The following is a 17,074-nucleotide window of genomic DNA, read 5'->3' as shown; positions in this document are numbered from 1 at the left end:
TGTACAAATACATTAAAAAGTAAAAGGCTTAAAGCAGATCGCTTTAAGCCTTTTACTATAAATTATTTATTTCGCTTTGGGCTTCAGCCTTTCGCTTTTAGCTTATTAACGATCAATGATCACGCATAATGGCATGGTCCATCTTGTCGCGTTTGGTGCGAAGGTACGCTTCGTTATGAGGGTTTGAGGCTATTTCGATAGGCACATTCTCAACAACTTCCAAACCGTAGCCGATAAGGCCTGCACGTTTTTTGGGGTTGTTGCTCATTAAACGCATTTTGGTGATACCCAAACTGCGCAGGATCTGCGCACCGATACCATAATCGCGCTGATCCATCTTAAAGCCCAGCTTCAGGTTAGCGTCAACAGTATCGTAACCGTTTTCCTGCAAGTGATAAGCCCTTAATTTATTGATGAGGCCAATGCCGCGGCCTTCCTGATTCATATAAACAATAGCGCCCTTACCTTCCTTGCTGATCATCTCCATTGCTTTATGCAACTGCGGACCGCAGTCGCAACGGCATGAACCAAATATGTCGCCGGTAACGCATGAGCTATGCACGCGAACCAAAATAGGCTCACCAGGCTCCCAGGTTCCTTTTACCAGGGCGAGGTGATTTTCGCCGGTATCAACCTGCGTATAAGCTATCATATCAAAATCGCCCCATTCGGTAGGCATTTTAACAGCTACTTCACGTCTTACCATCGACTCATGCTCCAGGCGATAAGCAATGAGATCTTTGATAGATACTATTTTAAGATTAAATTCTTTGGCTATCTCCAGCAGATCAGGCAGGCGGGCCATTTCGCCGTCTTCCTTCATAATTTCGCAAATAACGCCGGCAGGTTCCATACCGGCTAAAACGGCCAGGTCAATAGCAGCCTCGGTATGCCCTGTACGGCGCAGTACACCGCCATCCTTGGCTATCAGCGGGAAAATATGCCCCGGGCGACCAAGGTCTTCGGGTTTAGTAGCCGGGTCGATAAGCGCAAGTGTGGTTTTTGACCTATCACTTGCAGAAATACCTGTAGTACAGCCATGACCAAGCAAATCGACAGAAACCGTGAAGTTAGTTTCGTGCGATGTAGTGTTATGGCTCACCATAGGCATCAAGTCAAGCTCGCGCGCCCTTTGCGCTGTAATTGGGGCACAAACCAAACCGCGGCCATGGCGTACCATAAAATTAATTGTTTCGGGAGTGGCATTGCGGGCAGCCGTCAAAAAGTCGCCCTCGTTTTCACGATCTTCGTCATCAACTACGATAATTGTTTTACCTGCTTTGATTTCTTCAATCGCTTCCTGTATGGTGTTTAACATTCTATAATTACTTGTTGGGTAGCGCCTAAACGCTTGTTAATCTAAACCAAATTTAACGCATATTACCATGACTTGGGTCGGCCTTGTGTAAAATGATAATGCTTTTATAATATGGCGTTTATTAAATATACCGTTAATGACCGTGGCGGGTTGCCTTGGGCTTAAACTTTGCTGCCACGCGATTTACAAAACGTTTATAAATCTCCATATCAAACAGGGCGGAGTCTGTAGCCGCTTTATAAGAAAGGAACAAACCGATAGGCAGCAGCGTGATAATAGAAATCCACATGCCCAGGTACTTGTTAATATCGCCGCCCTTAACCGATTTTTCGCCAATAGTGGTAATGATATAGTAGATGAGGAAAAATACCACCGAAACTACTACCGGCAAGCCCAAACCACCTTTGCGGATAATGGAGCCCAGCGGCGCACCGATTAAAAACAATACCAAACAAGCTACCGAAAGGTTATATTTTTTTTGATACTCTACAAAATACCTGCGGATACCTTCCGAATCGCCTTTATACCTGTCGCTCCGGTTTTTGATCACATCCTTTATTGACCGTATTTCGGAAGCCGCACTGTTGAGGCTCATTTGCTGTTCGGATAAGGTAAGGCCCTGAAAAACATCTTTTTTAGGATCAAACTCTTTATATTTTTTAATAACCTTTGATTGCGCAGGTATTGAATAGTATTTAATGTATGGGGTAACCAGTTTATAATTCACCATCACATTGCTATCTACTGAACGCTGCGATGAATCGAGATAATGCCTCAGCTGTTTAATGTTCATCATTTGAGATGCGGACTTAAACTCGCTTTCACTGGTACGGGTAAGCTTAAATGCCGACAGATCAAACTTGGTTTCGGTTTCCTTAAAACGCTCCCGCAGCAGGCGCTGCCTCGTATTATATGTAGCATTTTCGGAAGCGGTTTCTTCATATGTCACCCCATCCTTTAAACGTAATACCAGGTATTTATCGCCCATGGTGCGGAACATGGTGCCCTCGCGGGCCAGGATCACCGAATTGTTATTATCACCTTTCTCACTTTTTTTATAGATCATGATATCATACAACCGCTGTCCGTCCGGGTCCTTACGCTTTACACGGATTGTGTAGCCGGGAAAACTGGTACTGAACACCCCCTCGGGCAGCAAATCGGCCGATTTTTGTTTGCGGGCATCATACAGCAGCGAATAATATTTAAGGTTGGCCACCGGCAGCATATAATCAGAAAAAAAGAACGCCGCGATACTAAGTATGGAAATGATCACGATCATTGGGTACATGGCCCGGCGTAACGAAATGCCTGCCGCTTTGATGGCAACAAGCTCGTAATTTTCGCCAAGGGAGCCATAGGTCATGATGGTAGAGAGCAGGATGGATAACGGGAGGGCCATTTGAACATTGGTGGCCGAATTATACATCATGAGCTCCAGGATGGTATACCAGGCAAAGCCCTTTCCAATAAGGTCGTCAATGTATTTAAACAAAAACAACATTAGCAACACAAACATCACGATGAAAAGCGTAACCAAAAAAGGCCTTATAAATGATTTAAGGAGTAAAAGGTGGATCTTCTTCATTAGTGCTATTTGCAATTAACAGGGGCAAAACCAGTTAGCCGCACAGTTAAAACCCTTTAACGTGCAAAACCAGTTCAGCGTACAAAATTAGCTAAAATAAAGTTTTATCAGGCGCCCAATACACTTATGAGGTAATCGATAGAGTTATCCCAGATCTGCTTTCGTTCTGTAATGGCATCTTCGGTGGCAAAATCAGTAATGGCCAGGGCTACATCATTGGTAAGCTCATCCTGCATTATTTCCATTTCAAAATAATACTGGGCATCATCATCGAGCCATTTAAAACGTACGGATCTGTTTTCCTTAACTGAACAAAGTTTGGCTTTTTGCGATTCGTCATCCCATGTAAAAGTATAAACATGGTCACGAATATTAACCTCATCGGCAAACCATTGAGACAAGCCATTAGGCTCGCTTAAGAAGCTGAACAGGATACGCGGAGATGACTTAATCTCGTACTCAATGGTAAATTTTTTCTTTTCGGACATTCGGTTTACACTTAAAAAAACAGGAACAAAAGTAAATGTGAAACATTTTTTCTAAAGAAAACGAATTTCTACTATATTTGCAAACCTTTTTAGGGACGGCCACTTGTTTTAACGCAGGGCCACTCTTTTTATTAACCACAAAAAGAGCCATAAAAATAAAAACGGCGGGGTAGCTCAGATGGTTAGAGCGTAGGATTCATAACCCTAAGGTCGGCAGTTCGATCCTGCTCCCCGCTACTTGATAGAAAATGGCCTTGAAATGCGTATTTCAAGGCCTCTGTTTTTTCTACAACTTTATATTCGTCTCAAAGTCAATATAATCCGGTTCGACCCTGCTTCAGTATTTGATTCTGATTTATTCTGAAAGGATGAGTATGGTATTACCTTTTCACCGTGGTTAACCAACCTGTTAATTGAAATATTGAATCCTTAAATTTTTTTGAAAAATAACCCGGATGTTTCACCGCTGTTGAGTTCAAAGCCGGTGATTTTACTCCTGGCATCCCGTTGAATTCTTATATGGCTCAAAAAATCATAACCCGTAAAAAGATCATCGGGGCCAAGTAACCTGATTTTTACCGGATCATGGTTTTTATTACTGATCCATAGTTCATTTTCCTTTAGCTCAATCTTAAAAGAGCACTCCAGCTCATCAGAAAAGTATGCACCTGTATAATTAGTCAAAAGTGATTTGGATACCTGAACCTCCCTTACACGTGTCATTTCAATCGGTTTCGTCAAAACGGGGCTTGAGAGATGGGCTTGGGCCGTTTTAGTTTTCAAATTAAAAGTGAACTGGTATTTCACAGATGACCTGACGGCCATATGAAATAAACTGGGTGATTCGGGAGCTAATTCTGCATTGCCGTTAATATAGAGTTTTCCGGATCTGTAAGAAACTGCGACCTTGTAGCCGTTAGGTGCAACATAATTGCCGATCCATTTCTTTAATGTCAACGAATCTTTGATCACTATTACAGGAGCGTTTTCAGAGGTAATAGTTTTGTTGTTTTTTACCGAGCCATCCCGGACCAAGATTTCAGATAGCTGGTTGGCCTTGTTATACACATCTGCATCCCCATCGTTACCAAAGATCAGGAAACCTATTTTTAGTTCGGGATATACAGCAATGATGGTACGGTAGCCTGCCAGTCCGCCATTGTGAATGAAACGCAGATGTCCTCGGTCTTGCCCGGAATTAATGCCCATTGCATAGGTAATCGCTTTTCCGTCATTGAGTTTACCCGGTGTGGTCATCAAGGCGATGTCCTTAAATGTTCCGGCTTTAGGCTGGTAGAAGTTAGCGACCCATTTGGCCATATCTTCAATATTGGTGAACAGACCACCATCGCCCAGGGTATAAACATTTTGAACGGCATTGTGATAAATATCATTGTCTTTGCCATAAGACGAAGCGCGATTTTTAATAACCGTACTATAGTCATCTATAAAAGTGCTTGAACTCATGCCCAACGGTTTGAAGATAGCGGAATCGGTGTAGGCTTTAAAGCTTTTACCGCTTACATTTTTGATAATCTCTGCCAACAGAATGTAGTTAGAGTTGGAATAAGAAAATTTCTCGCCTGGTGTAAAGTTAAGGGTATGCTGCTTTTTGAGCAGGTAAACTGCCTGTTGCTGTGTGAGTATGCCGTCAGCATTCAAGCCGAAGAATTCAGCCAGCCCAATGTCATCCCGTATACCGCTGGTGTGATTTAAAAGATTCCTGACAGTGATCTTTCTTCCGCCGAAATTAGCCATCCAGGGAAGATACACATGTATATCGTTGTCGATGTTTATTTTTCCTTCACCCGCCAGCAGCGAAATTGCGTAACCTGCGAATTGCTTCGATACAGAACACATGTAAAAAATGCTCTGGGGTGTATTAGGCACGCCGTTTTCCAGGCTTGCCAAACCGAATCCTTTGGCATACACCAGTTTATCCCCCTGTACGATCCCCGCTACACATCCGGGGGCGTAATTATTGTTCCATTTTGCAAAAAGTTGATCGATTTTTACAGTTATGCTATCCGGTAAGAATTGCGCCATTACCGTTTTTTGCATAGTTAGTAATGCGATAAACAAAATTATTGAAAGTACGGGCTTAGTGTTTTTGAGGTTCATGATTATCAAAAAACAATGTCAACTTACGACTAAATCTTGGCTAAAAATTTATTTTATCTAATGAAATTAGTTGTAAATACTTTTAATAGGGGTTATATTTAAAAGACACTGCTCACTGCGAAATAGTTACAACAATTTGTGTATTGTGGTTAATTAATGGAAACATTCACGTGGTAAATAGCTCAATAATTTTGCATAACCTCCTATTTCGATTGATTTTTCAATAAAACGGTGTGGTTTTGTATCTGTATCCACCCTTTAATTTTTTAGCCCTGGCTAATTGATAGTTATTTTTTAAGAAATAGCTTTAAGGTATTCTTTGTCAGTATTAACTAAAAATCAACAACACGATATGGCTTATATTTCCGTCGTGTGTTGACTTAAATATAACTGCACCGAAAGATTTTCAAAATCATTCAAAACTTATCAATTCGGCTTAAATGTTCCAAATCTTCAACAAATTGGTTTGGAAATCTTTTAGCTTCGGCTACTTGAAGATGAAGCAACTACAGTAAAACGTAGCTGCTTTCGTTTTTTCTGGTCATACAGTGTTCATACCACTTAATAAATGGAGTTAACGCACTGAATTTACCTGCTTGGGTGAAAACCCGAAATGCCGTGAAAAACTTGCTGAAAAGCTTGCCGGACTGCTGAAGCCCACCTGGTAGGCTACTTCCGCAATGGTGGCTGTGCGGCGCGCCAGGAGATCGTGTGCATGCTGTAACCGTATTTCGCGTACCAGTTCGCCAGGGGCCCGGCCAGTTATTGCCTTTAATTTTCGATGCAGCTGAATTCTGCTCATACCAATATCCCCAGCCATTTGATCGGTCCCATAGCTGTTGTCATCCAGGTTATTTTCAACCGCGGCTTTTATCTTATTTAAAAAAGCCTGCTCTATCGTCGGCATATTGGGCAACTCTATCAGCCATCTCTTGTGCATTGCAATATGCTGTTTCAAAATATTGCGCGTCCCGATCAGGTTCCCGATCAGCGCCAGCAGTTCGCGCTTCTCAAAGGGTTTGGCAAGATAAGCATCAGCTCCTGTTTGAATACCTTTTACACGGCTATCTACGTCGGCCTTTGCTGTCAGCATGATGACCGGGATATGGCTTGTCCGTTCGTCTTTCTTCAACATCCCGCACAACTCGTAACCATCTGTATCGGGCATCATCACATCGGTAATAATGAGTGCAGGAATTTGTTCTATACCCATTGTGATTCCCGCCTTGCCGTCCGAAGCGGTAATTACCCGGTACTGCTCCGCAAGCTGGCGTTCAATAAAGTCACGGAGCTCCCGGTGATCCTCTACCAGCAAAATCAAGTCCATATCGGCCTCGGTTTTATCAGGTTTTGCTTCTTCGCTTTCGGCGGCTGCTTTCATAGCCTTAAACTCCACTATACCCTCATGAGCGCCCGCCGCTTCGTCCAAAGGCAACTGGATCACCACTTCGGTAAATGCCCCTTCCCAGCTATTTGCCGCAATACTGCCGCCCATTAGCTCAATCAGTTCTTTACAAAGCGCCAAACCGATACCGCTTCCTTCTGCAGCCTGGCTGCCCGGCGAATTGACCTGGTAAAAACGACTGAAAATATAGGGAAGCTTTGATCTGGGTATCCCTTTACCTGTATCGCGAACGCGAACTACATATTGATTCCCGGGCACCCCATCATCGTGATAGAGAAAAATCTCCACTCTGCCGACCTCCGTGAATTTTACCGCATTCCCGATAACGTTCAGCATGACCTTATCCAATTTATCCCGGTCTGCCATTACCCAAAGTTCGCGATAGTTTGACCGGAAATGCAGTGTGATGCCCTTTTGCAATGCAAGCGGCTCAAAACTTTGGACATGGCCTAATAACAATGCGTTTAAATCGAGCGGTTCGTACAACAATTCCATTAATCCCTGCTCCAGTTTACTCAGATCAAGCAACTGGTTGATGAGCCTCAGCAAGCGCTCAGCGTTATTCAGGATCATCCGGTAATCCCGCAGCAATGATGGATCGGAGGTCTTGCCGGCAAGTTCCGTAACCGGATTGAGGATGAGCGTTAACGGCGTCCGGAATTCGTGCGCGATATTGCCGAAAAACCTTGATTTAACAGCGTCCAGTTCACGCAGCTTATCCGCCTTTTCTTTTAGTTCTGCTGTGCGTTGCTGTACAATAGCTTCTAACTTCCGGGCTTCAGCCGCAACCTGTTCGGTTCTTTCAGCTTCTTTTGACAGTGCAGAAGCCGACAATGCTTCAACCTCGGCCAGTTGTGCGGCCAATTGCTGGTTTGTGCCGGCATAATCGAGCGCGAGATAAAGGGACAGGCAAACCGGTAAAACAAGTTCGCCCGCACTCATCACAAATACCCGCATTGAATTATAACCGTAAGGCCATACGCTAAACGTATCATCCCAGCAAAAAATATAAACCAGGAAAACTGCCATTACACCCGTTGTAACCAACCACGCCTTACGCCTGCCTTTACGTATAAGGTGATATACACAGATAAAGCCATCCACATTACAAACCAGGAAAACTGATGAAAAAAAATCAGGAAAATCAGTTTCCTTTAATATATAAAATTTATAAAAGTAAAAAAGTAAATAGGCCGAGCATACGCACGCCAGGGTAACCTGGCGCCAGCGATGTACCTGGCCATAATCTAACTTATACAACAAAATGAGCCCCCACCACAAAAGCAACACCTTCAGGTTATAGATCATGTAATGAGCAATATATTGCAGCTGCGGATGGGCAGTTAAATAAAAAAGGTATACACACCCGCTGGTGATGCCGGTTAGCATAACAAACAATGCGTAATAAAAATTCAGCTTCTGTTTCGGATAAAACAGAAAAAGCAAAAAGTGCAGCAGGCCAAGAATGAAGGCGGCAGCGGCACACATTGGCACAAAATTATATAGCGTCCGGGCACGCATTATACGCTTGCTATACAAATCGTAATTGGTAAGTAACACTTCAAAGCCTACAAAATTACGGTACACACCAAAAGGGTTGGCGTAATGAATAGTTACCAGATGCGGCGTATTGCCCTTTAACCAAAAGGGTATCATCTCCAATGGTGCCCGGTTGGCTTCCGTTGCTTCAACCAGGTGGCCGATTTTGCCATAGCCGCCTATTGGCTCGCCATCAATAAATATTTCTGACGCGCCGTCATGATTAATGCGCAGGCCAAATTTTTGGCCTGCCACATCCTTACCTGCTTTTACCCAAATATTAAACCAGCCAATACCTTTCCACCCGGCGGGTAGCTTGTCTGTGCCAAACGCCGTATACTGTACAGTTTCCCAGCCGCCGGAACGGACATCAGGCGGTGTATTTGCGTTATTTATTTCAGGATGAAAGAACCAGTGTTTATCACGCAGTGATATTTCATTGTAGGCGCCGAAATCTTTGTGATGCAGAATTACCGTGTCTTGCGCATTGGCCGTACCGTACAAAGCCAAAAGCAAAAGCAACAAGACGAAGGTACATTTAGCTGGATGCATGTTGAGATTAAGTTTGCGTAAAACTGCCGGGATTTTATAATCAAAGATATATTATATTTATTATAATATACAGATACTACGGGGCTTTATTCATAACAGAGCGGCCTTAATATTAGTTAATGCCTTTTTCCATCCTGGCGTTTTGACCCGCAAATATCTTCCATTCACCGTCCCGTTTTACCACGACGATCATCCGGCGAAACTCAAACGTTTGACCCGGATATCGTTCGTCGCCGGCAAGACCCGTTCGTACGTGTACAACCGCAAAGTCCTGATTCAGATAGGTAATATCTTCAACAGCCCGGGTATAGTACCGGGTGTTTTTAAAATAAGTATTATGAACCTGCTTATAGTGCCTAAAAATATCATCCCGACCTTTATAGTAGGCGCCAAACCAGTTTACCCAGGTAGCATCAGAGGTGTAGTTGGCCGCCAGTTTTTCCGGGTTATGGCTATTCCATGCATCTTCATAATTCTTGATCATCTGCCGTATCGCAGCGTTGTTCGATGCAGTGTCGGGCTGCTGGGCCAGTACACCGGTACTGCATAGCCATATCAGAAGTATCAGGCTTGTTATCTTTTTCATAGGTATTATATACAGGTGGACAAACATCCATAGCGGATACTACAAATAAAGGTGATACTTCATGATGTTACTTATGTTTATGTTACAAATCCTTTACCTTTTGTTACATACAGCTAAACCTGCCCTATTCATGAAACGATTTCGAACTGATTTGTAACACCCGCGAAACTAACTTTCCCAACAGTCTCTTTTTTTTGTAATAACAATTTTGCCTCCGGGGCATTACGGCGCTTCCTGTTGAAAGCGCTGATTACAAATAACAAAACTTACCTATGAAAAAATTATTAAAACTAACGGCGGTATGCTGCTGCCTGTGGCTGGTATTATCATGCGGCAATAAGCCAAACAATCCTGCACCAAATGATGGCAACAACAATGGCAATAATAACGGTAATACAACTACCACCTGCAGGCTCACAACCCAGTACACAAACTATAACAACAGGCCGGAGACCTTTCAATTTGAATATGATGCCAATGGTAATCCCTCAAGGCTATCTTACACCAACAATGGCACATTATCTATTATTCAAACTATACAACCTACGCAAATAAATATAAACGAAGCAGCATCAAACGCGCTTGACCGCGGGATTACGTATAACGTCAGCTATCTCGACAAGCGCCCATCATCGTATGTGGTGCATTCTGATGTATCAGCGCAATTGCTGGCCGGCGTTTTTACATATGATGGCAAAGGCCGCCTGGCAACGGTAACCGGAGGGTTTGCAGATAAAAATGGCGTACTGGAAACTGAAACAGCCACTACTGTAACGATAAATTACGATGACAATGGTAATGCAATCAAATTAACCTATCAAAATAAAGACGGTATTACGCACACCTATACCGCAACAGGATTTGATAAAAATCCAACACCTTATGCCGGCATAAAAAACAGCTCTTTTATTCAATATGATTTTTATTGGATAGGTACCGATCTTGATTATCCGCGCTATGTGTTTGATCACCTCAGTGCCCATAACGTGTTAGGCTATACTGCCACAAGCCTGGGTACCAGCTTCATATACGCCGAAAATTTCAAATACAAATATAACGACAAAGGCCAGCCAACTGAACGCAACGCTACCGGCGGCGAGTACGGCCAAACACCTACCAAGGGCTATCTTGATAGCTGGACTTATAACTGCCAATAATAGCAAAGCTTAAAATTATTTACACTATGAAAACTTCAAAATCATTGTTTGCAATAATATTTGTTGCAACGGCAGCTATATCTTGCTCAAAAGATGCCAAAACCCCACCCGCACAGGCAGCCACACCATTGGTAAAGCAAATGGTGATCACTTATCCTTATATAAGGAGCGTATATAATAACACTTACGATGACCAGAAACGATTAGCCACCGTAGGAAATGCCAATAACATCATCACTTATAATGCCGGCGGTTTTGAGATATCACAGCCTTATAACGCCGATAAATTAATTACGGATGTTACTTTAGATAACAGCGGACGTATTGGAACGGTTCTTAGTTATCCGAACACTAACGAAAGATACAACTCAATCTTTAGCTATGACACGAAAGGCCGCCTGGCCAAAATAGTCCAAACAGGTACATATTACGGAAGGGTGGTCCGTCATTTGACATTTATTTACACATGGGATGATAACGACAATTTGTTAAGCAGCAGGATCATCAGCGATAATGACGATAGTACGGTAACCTATTCAGGATTCTCGGCCGAAAACGTAAACACATTAAAAGGCAGCAATTTTGGATTCGATTATTTTGGTACCGCAGACTATCCGAGCGACTTTGTACCTAACGATAACGGCGGGAGCGGCGTAACTTTCCCATCGATATACGCAGGTAAAATTTTGCCAACACAGGTAAAAGGTCCGGGCTACACCCGCAATCTCACTTATCACAAAAATGCCCTGGGATATATCGACAGAATAGAAACGAACAACCCGGCTTCTGCTGTCGATCATACAATAACTGATATCGCTTATCAATAAAAAACAGCCCGACACCATGAAAACACTGTCAATCATTACGCTGATATATTGCTGCACGGCACTTACCGCATGCAATTTTAGCAAGGGCGCCAAAAAAGACCTCAGTACAGGATTGTCCTACAATTACAATGGCTTTAGCGTGCGGAATGTTTTGCTGATCGACGCATCAGGCACGCCATTGAGCAGCAACAAGGTATCATTAAACACGCGTGTGTCCGTCGCAGCCCTGGGCATCATCAATTACGGATTAAAGGACGGAAAAGTTTATCCGGGTATGATGCTGGCCGTTACCGATCAGCAAGGTAACCCGGTGATCAAGTCTGCCGACCTTTTTGCCGGCGGCAAAGGTTATCCGCCGGCAGGAGCAACCGAGCTACGGGGTGATATCACAATTGCACAGCCAATGGCATCCGGGCAGGCTTATCATGTCAACGTGCGCATATGGGATAAAGTAAAAGCAGGCAACGAGATCAATGCCGAAGCTGACCTTGTCGTACAGTGATTGATCGCGATGTACATTATTGATAATCTTTAAATTTCTTATTATGGTTATTTTCATGCGCAGAAAGCCTGCGCTTATTTATGGCACCATCCTCGGCGCGATATGCCTGCTGGGCGGTGTTGTGCAAAGTAAAGCCGAGACAGCTTTGGTCGGGTTCCTGATGCTTATTTACACCGTTGGCGGTCTGATTATGGACAAAAGAAAAAAAGAAGCTGCGAAAAAACAGGGTTCTAAAGCTCAATAAGGGAGCCGTATAATCCGTAAAGCCGCTTTGTAATCCATGACGAAAATGTGAGAGCTAAACGAACCTGTCTCCTTATGCTTACCCAGGGAATTGGGCCACGCCGAAGTTATATTGACAAAAAGCTATCATAGTTGTTACCTGTTGTAGATCCTGCCGCCTTTGATCACTAATTTTACTTTGGTGATGTTATCGATAGATGCCAAAGGATCAGCGTCCAATACGATCAGATCGGCATCCATCCCTGCTTTAACGAGTCCTTTTCGCCCTTGTAGCCCGATGGCTGCGGCGCTGTTTTGGGTGGCGGCTATGATGGCATCTATAGGGCTGAAACCAGCATCCGTTACGAGCAGGCGCATTTCTTCCTGAACAAATTTTTCCTGATCATCATCGGTGCCGGCGCAAATGGCTATCCCTGCGCGATAAGCCTGAGCAACGATCCGTTTACCTATCTCATAGTCCCATATAGCAGCCGAATCCTGGCTTGCCCAAACTTTGTAGGTAAGCAAAGTGGCGTCCAGAATGGTGTGATGCGCTCGCATCAGGTCAAAAAGTCCGTGCAGATCAGGCGTCACCTGATCCCAATACGCGGCGTTATGCCCGGCTTTTTTCCAGGCTTCCGGTATTTGTGCCTTTTCACGGACCAGCAACGGCACGTGCGAAATGGATATTAGTCCTGCCCGGACAAGGTCAGATGGCCCTGCGCCCTGCAGCCAGGCATGCCCCCAAACGGGCACCTGCTGTTCCTGTGCTTCCGTCATTATCCGGTTAACCTGCCCGGTGGTCAGGTTAGCATAGAGCTTGACGCCGCTCGCGCCACTGCCCCTGGCTTCGGCTATTACCAGTGTCAGGTTTGTAGAGTCGCTGATGGCCTGCATATAGGGCATTTTCCCGTTAATACCGCCTCTTGTTGACGTCGCTGTGCGCGGGTCACTGAAGAACACAGTACCGGCGAGAAGGGCAGAATAATAGATATCAGGTGAGGTAATTTCTCCGAGCCGTGCATCGCGGGCCAAACCGGCAAGTACGCGTCCGTCTCCGGCCATATCTCTCACAGAGGTCACACCACTACACAGCATACGCTTCAGCACATCAAGTGTATGCGCGCGGTTGTCCACCCCGCTCGGATCGGTTGCCATATGCACATGACTATCGACCAGGCCCGGCAAGAGTGATTTCCCTTCGAGGTTGATTACCATGGCAGAATCAGGAATGGTGTGCTCACCGGCCGTAAAGGTAAGGCTGATCTTACCATCACGGATAAACACTGTCTGACGGGGAAGCGGCACCCGGTGTTCTGCATCAATGATGGTCGCATTTGTCAGTACAAGCAATCCGGGTTTGTACTGGGCACAAACGGCGGTTGGCGCCAACAACAGGAATGAAATTATATACTTGACCATAGGCTTTGCAACTTTTTGACTGTTTGCCCAATTTAAGCAATTTCGCGGAAAGCTTCATCCGGCGATACCTTGACAATTCCTTGCGGATGCATGTAGAAATGGCCGGCGGTTGGGACGAAGGAAAAACAAAAAAATTGTTGCGGACTTCTGGCAAGTTTTTACGGCATGAATATTGAAATTAATAGTGTTATGAAATACACACACGCTATTTTAGGAGGAACCGGCCATATCGGTGCCGCGCTTTCGACCGCTTTGCTGCAAAAACAACAAAAGGTCATGATCATTGGCCACGATCCGGCTAAAGCTGCCGAATGGACTGTTAAGGGGGCAGCCTACGAGGTTGCAGACATCCGGGACACAGCCCGTTTAAAAGAACTGTTCGGACAGGCGGAGCGCCTGTTTGTGCTGAACCCGAATGCGGCTCCCGATAAAGATATCGATGCGGTGGAAAGGGAACAGATAGGCAGTATCCTAAACGCGCTTGAAGGATCGGAACTGAAAAAGATCGTCGCCGCTTCTACCTATGGCGCACAGCCCGGAGATCATATTTTTGACCTCGGCGCACTGTATGAATTAGAGCAGGGCTTAGCCAAATTCGACATCCCGCTGGCAGTGATCCGCAGCGCTTATTACATGAGCAATTTTGACCAGGCAATACCAGCCGTCCGGGAAAAGGGAGAATTGACCACTTTGTTTCCGGCGGACTTTAAGCTACCCATGGTCGCGCCGGCAGATATTGGTGCATTTGCAGCCAAATTAATGCTGGATGACCAGACCGGGCTGTTCTTCCTGGAAGGGCCTGAAACCTATTCTAATCAGGATGTGGCTGAAACATTCGGTAAGCTATTGCACAAAACGGTAAACGTGGTGACTATCCCGGAAGCTGGTTGGAAAGACTTTATGATAAAAGGCGGCTTTTCCGAAAAAGCGGCGGCATCTTTCGCTAATATGACGAGACTTACCATTAGCCAGCAATCGGAAATACCAACCGCCCAACACGGGCCTACTACCCTGTTTCACTACCTGGAAAAGCAATTGCAGGTTAATGATGCTTAAAATACTGTATCTCTTTTTCGTGTTTCATCGCGGCTTCTTTTGAATCGAAAGTGCCGAGATTTTTACGCTTGTGGGTTTCAGGATCGACTTTTTTGGAGTAGATCCTGTATTGCCCTGATTTTAATTTCCTGATCATTATTTATTAACATACCGCGAGCAGCAATGTTTACGCCAACCAACAATAGAACGTCTTCCCCGTGATGCCCCGGCAATATTGACAAATGGCCATAAGGTAAAAACCGTGACATGGCAACAGAATACCGCAGTCTTTTTATTCTAATCGACTTAATATATTCAGTGCCGTTTAAAAAATTCAGCCATTTGCGCCAAACCGGTTTTTGAAAACATTCTCTCCGAATTTTCCAGCGTGTCTTTTGTGGCTTTAGCTCCTCTTGCAACCATTTCTTTTTCAAAATGGGCAATCGCCGTTTTGATATCCGTAAATTGATTCCCGGTTAAACATTCGGCCAGTTCAAACGAATCCTGCAATGCAACGTTAGCACCTTCGCCCGCATATGGTGGCATCCGGTGCGCGGCATCCCCAATCATTGTAAGGCTCTCATCCGTTTCCCAGCTTTGATTTAATGGGAAATAATATTGCGGACGGGGAATGAAACAAACCACCTCATTTGTAAAAAACTCATGCCATTCATCGCTCCAGCTGGCAAAATCTTTCTTAAACCATTCAAAAACTTCCTCTCTGTTATTGAAATTAATGCCGCTTTGTTCCAGCCAGTTTTCGGGTGTTTTAAAATTCACCACAAACATAATTGAGCCATCGGCTTTTGTGCCATAACCTACAAATCGCCCGTCATCAAAAGCCATTACTTTTCCTCCTTTTGCAAAGGAAAAAAGTTTTGGGGTGTATTTTTCAGCGTTGTAAATATTGCCTTCAATCAGCGTGATACCTGAGTAAACCGGTTCAACATCACTTAAATAAGGCCGCACTTTTGAATTGGCTCCGTCAGCCGCAATTACCAGATCGGCATAGGCGTTCGATCCGTTTTTAAAAAACAAACGCCAGCCTTTTCTTTCTCTTTCCATTGAAATGAAATGGCTGTCCCATACCAAGGTATCGTGCTGCAAGGAGTTCAATAAAATATCCCGCAAAGGCGCACGGTCTATTTCGGGGCGGGTTTCCGCGGTAATAGTCGCGAAATTGTGGTCATCAAATGTAATATTGAGCATCCTGTCCACAAGCAGCATCTTACTTGCTACAGGACGGTGGTATTTATAAAATTCATCCAGCAAACCGCTCCGTTTCAGCGCTTCCAGTCCTGTGCCTTCGTGCAGGTCGAGCGTGGCACCCTGCACCCGTACATTTCTGTCTATATCCCGTTCATATACTTTTACATTTGCACCTTTAAGTTGTAAAAGCCTTGCTAAGGCCAACCCCGCCGGCCCACCGCCTACTATAGCAACCTGTTTATTATCTAATAACATAATTTTTCATCGTTTAATTACGATGCAAAATTATTTCTGCCTGATAGCCGATAATAGTATAAATCGGTCGTTTTTGTTTTTGGATAATTCTTTGGGTACAACGCCCGAAAACTTTTTCACTTCTTTGATAAAGTGGTTCTGGTCAAAAAAGTTCTCCTCCGGAAACAGCCGGCCGTCTGCAATATGCTCCAACGAGGCGCGGAAACGAAGAATATTGCAATAGGCTTTAAGTGAAATCCCGAATTGCTGATTAAAGTAGCGATTTATCTGCCTGCTGCTCCAAAACACTTTTTCGGAAAGCTCTTTAACCGTGATCCTCCCTTTCGTTAGATAAATCAGTTCAAACAACTTTCGTTTACGTTCATCTATTTCTTCCGGTATGAGCGATTTGATCTTTTGCGTCGCTTTTTCTACAAAGCAGTCAAAATCCAGCAGATCGTTTTCGGTAAACCCCCAATAGCCTTCCGGTAAAAATCTGCCACCGTTTACTATATCGGCAATGGCCTCTCCAAAAATATACTCAACGGCAAGCAATTTGAAGCTAACGCAGAATATTACGCTATTGGCCGAAACTTTGGCCTGTTCAAACTGGGCTAGCCCTCCAAGCTGTGCAATACTAAAAGGCTGTGCAGCGGATTTAAAAAGCAATATATCAATAAGTCCGTCGGGTAACCCTGTTGTATCTTTATCGGCGTCCGATAAGTTACGTAAAAACCAAAAACTATCAACAAAATCCGAAAGTGGTTTACCGGGCCTAACAATTCTGTATTCCAGGTTATTACTCATAGCTTTTGTTAATTTACTCTATTGCACTTCAAATCAGCTGGTTACCATTGATTTACCGGCGG

General features: G+C 44.3%; 15 protein-coding genes and 1 tRNA gene. 6 read left to right on the top strand and 10 right to left on the bottom strand.

Annotation, left to right across the window (positions count from 1 at the left end; translation table 11 throughout):
* Positions 1 to 112: 112 nt before the first annotated feature.
* The 3 genes from ACEN82_RS26865 to ACEN82_RS26855 form a co-directional block, all read right to left on the bottom strand.
* Positions 113 to 1,318, bottom strand: coding sequence for a bifunctional 3,4-dihydroxy-2-butanone-4-phosphate synthase/GTP cyclohydrolase II (locus ACEN82_RS26865; protein WP_188834047.1), 1,206 nt, complete (start codon positions 1,316 to 1,318; stop codon positions 113 to 115).
* Between the two features lie 133 nt (positions 1,319 to 1,451).
* Complete coding sequence (locus ACEN82_RS26860) at positions 1,452 to 2,906, bottom strand: LptF/LptG family permease (protein WP_091175945.1); 1,455 nt, start codon at positions 2,904 to 2,906, stop codon at positions 1,452 to 1,454.
* A 107-nt stretch (positions 2,907 to 3,013) separates the two neighbouring features.
* Complete coding sequence (locus tag ACEN82_RS26855; protein WP_090534561.1) at positions 3,014 to 3,394, bottom strand: START-like domain-containing protein; 381 nt, start codon at positions 3,392 to 3,394, stop codon at positions 3,014 to 3,016.
* Positions 3,395 to 3,557: 163 nt separating this feature from the next.
* Between ACEN82_RS26855 and ACEN82_RS26850 the strand changes: the two genes are divergently transcribed.
* Positions 3,558 to 3,631: transfer RNA gene (locus ACEN82_RS26850), tRNA-Met, on the top strand.
* Between the two features lie 192 nt (positions 3,632 to 3,823).
* Here the strand turns inward: ACEN82_RS26850 and ACEN82_RS26845 are convergent.
* From ACEN82_RS26845 to ACEN82_RS26835, 3 genes are all read right to left on the bottom strand, one after another.
* Positions 3,824 to 5,455 (bottom strand): serine hydrolase domain-containing protein, encoded by a 1,632-nt coding sequence (locus ACEN82_RS26845; RefSeq protein WP_413321480.1) that lies wholly within the window; start codon positions 5,453 to 5,455, stop codon positions 3,824 to 3,826.
* A 634-nt stretch (positions 5,456 to 6,089) separates the two neighbouring features.
* Positions 6,090 to 9,011 (bottom strand): hybrid sensor histidine kinase/response regulator transcription factor, encoded by a 2,922-nt coding sequence (locus ACEN82_RS26840; RefSeq protein WP_413321481.1) that lies wholly within the window; start codon positions 9,009 to 9,011, stop codon positions 6,090 to 6,092.
* A 112-nt stretch (positions 9,012 to 9,123) separates the two neighbouring features.
* Positions 9,124 to 9,597 (bottom strand): SgcJ/EcaC family oxidoreductase, encoded by a 474-nt coding sequence (locus tag ACEN82_RS26835; protein ID WP_413321482.1) that lies wholly within the window; start codon positions 9,595 to 9,597, stop codon positions 9,124 to 9,126.
* Between the two features lie 272 nt (positions 9,598 to 9,869).
* Here ACEN82_RS26835 and ACEN82_RS26830 point away from each other — a divergent pair, with 272 nt between their 5' ends.
* The 4 genes from ACEN82_RS26830 to ACEN82_RS26815 are packed head-to-tail and all read left to right on the top strand — an operon-like array spanning position 9,870 to position 12,327.
* Positions 9,870 to 10,754 (top strand): hypothetical protein, encoded by an 885-nt coding sequence (locus ACEN82_RS26830; RefSeq protein ID WP_413321483.1) that lies wholly within the window; start codon positions 9,870 to 9,872, stop codon positions 10,752 to 10,754.
* Positions 10,755 to 10,780: 26 nt separating this feature from the next.
* Positions 10,781 to 11,581 (top strand): hypothetical protein, encoded by an 801-nt coding sequence (locus ACEN82_RS26825; protein ID WP_413321484.1) that lies wholly within the window; start codon positions 10,781 to 10,783, stop codon positions 11,579 to 11,581.
* Between the two features lie 16 nt (positions 11,582 to 11,597).
* Positions 11,598 to 12,083: a hypothetical protein gene (locus tag ACEN82_RS26820; protein ID WP_413321485.1), complete on the top strand. Its 486-nt coding sequence runs from the start codon at positions 11,598 to 11,600 to the stop codon at positions 12,081 to 12,083.
* A 43-nt stretch (positions 12,084 to 12,126) separates the two neighbouring features.
* Entirely contained in the window at positions 12,127 to 12,327 is a 201-nt protein-coding gene (locus tag ACEN82_RS26815) for a hypothetical protein (protein ID WP_413321486.1), read from the top strand.
* A 134-nt stretch (positions 12,328 to 12,461) separates the two neighbouring features.
* On the opposite strand, the gene ACEN82_RS26810 is transcribed toward ACEN82_RS26815, so the two are convergent.
* Positions 12,462 to 13,727 (bottom strand): amidohydrolase family protein, encoded by a 1,266-nt coding sequence (locus ACEN82_RS26810; RefSeq protein ID WP_413321487.1) that lies wholly within the window; start codon positions 13,725 to 13,727, stop codon positions 12,462 to 12,464.
* 189 nt (positions 13,728 to 13,916) lie between these two features.
* Between ACEN82_RS26810 and ACEN82_RS26805 the strand changes: the two genes are divergently transcribed.
* A complete protein-coding gene (locus ACEN82_RS26805) occupies positions 13,917 to 14,783 on the top strand; it encodes an NmrA family NAD(P)-binding protein (RefSeq protein ID WP_413321488.1) in 867 nt (288 codons plus the stop codon).
* Here the strand turns inward: ACEN82_RS26805 and ACEN82_RS26800 are convergent.
* From ACEN82_RS26800 to ACEN82_RS26790, 3 genes are all read right to left on the bottom strand, one after another.
* Positions 14,770 to 14,919: a hypothetical protein gene (locus ACEN82_RS26800; protein WP_090534531.1), complete on the bottom strand. Its 150-nt coding sequence runs from the start codon at positions 14,917 to 14,919 to the stop codon at positions 14,770 to 14,772. The two genes, ACEN82_RS26805 and ACEN82_RS26800, sit on opposite strands and share 14 nt — an antisense overlap.
* Before the next feature lie 158 nt (positions 14,920 to 15,077).
* Positions 15,078 to 16,226 carry an FAD-dependent oxidoreductase gene (locus ACEN82_RS26795; RefSeq protein ID WP_413321489.1) on the bottom strand — a complete coding sequence of 383 codons (1,149 nt, stop codon included), beginning with the start codon at positions 16,224 to 16,226 and terminating at the stop codon, positions 15,078 to 15,080.
* A 30-nt stretch (positions 16,227 to 16,256) separates the two neighbouring features.
* Positions 16,257 to 17,012: a DUF6597 domain-containing transcriptional factor gene (locus ACEN82_RS26790; RefSeq protein ID WP_495644050.1), complete on the bottom strand. Its 756-nt coding sequence runs from the start codon at positions 17,010 to 17,012 to the stop codon at positions 16,257 to 16,259.
* Between the last annotated feature and the right edge of the window lie 62 nt (positions 17,013 to 17,074).

The sequence above is a fragment of the Mucilaginibacter sp. Mucisp73 genome, from assembly GCF_059491465.1.
The sequence above is the reverse complement of the archived record's forward strand: the minus strand, read 5'-3'. Positions and strand labels throughout refer to the sequence as shown.

Coding starts and splice junctions, on each gene's coding strand:
- ACEN82_RS26865 (WP_188834047.1), bottom strand. CDS start 1,318: ATGTTAAACACCATACAGGAAGCGATTGAAGAAATCAAAGCAGGTAAA.
- ACEN82_RS26860 (WP_091175945.1), bottom strand. CDS start 2,906: ATGAAGAAGATCCACCTTTTACTCCTTAAATCATTTATAAGGCCTTTT.
- ACEN82_RS26855 (WP_090534561.1), bottom strand. CDS start 3,394: ATGTCCGAAAAGAAAAAATTTACCATTGAGTACGAGATTAAGTCATCT.
- ACEN82_RS26845 (WP_413321480.1), bottom strand. CDS start 5,455: ATGCAAAAAACGGTAATGGCGCAATTCTTACCGGATAGCATAACTGTA.
- ACEN82_RS26840 (WP_413321481.1), bottom strand. CDS start 9,011: ATGCATCCAGCTAAATGTACCTTCGTCTTGTTGCTTTTGCTTTTGGCT.
- ACEN82_RS26835 (WP_413321482.1), bottom strand. CDS start 9,597: ATGAAAAAGATAACAAGCCTGATACTTCTGATATGGCTATGCAGTACC.
- ACEN82_RS26830 (WP_413321483.1), top strand. CDS start 9,870: ATGAAAAAATTATTAAAACTAACGGCGGTATGCTGCTGCCTGTGGCTG.
- ACEN82_RS26825 (WP_413321484.1), top strand. CDS start 10,781: ATGAAAACTTCAAAATCATTGTTTGCAATAATATTTGTTGCAACGGCA.
- ACEN82_RS26820 (WP_413321485.1), top strand. CDS start 11,598: ATGAAAACACTGTCAATCATTACGCTGATATATTGCTGCACGGCACTT.
- ACEN82_RS26815 (WP_413321486.1), top strand. CDS start 12,127: ATGGTTATTTTCATGCGCAGAAAGCCTGCGCTTATTTATGGCACCATC.
- ACEN82_RS26810 (WP_413321487.1), bottom strand. CDS start 13,727: ATGGTCAAGTATATAATTTCATTCCTGTTGTTGGCGCCAACCGCCGTT.
- ACEN82_RS26805 (WP_413321488.1), top strand. CDS start 13,917: ATGAAATACACACACGCTATTTTAGGAGGAACCGGCCATATCGGTGCC.
- ACEN82_RS26800 (WP_090534531.1), bottom strand. CDS start 14,919: ATGATCAGGAAATTAAAATCAGGGCAATACAGGATCTACTCCAAAAAA.
- ACEN82_RS26795 (WP_413321489.1), bottom strand. CDS start 16,226: ATGTTATTAGATAATAAACAGGTTGCTATAGTAGGCGGTGGGCCGGCG.
- ACEN82_RS26790 (WP_495644050.1), bottom strand. CDS start 17,012: ATGAGTAATAACCTGGAATACAGAATTGTTAGGCCCGGTAAACCACTT.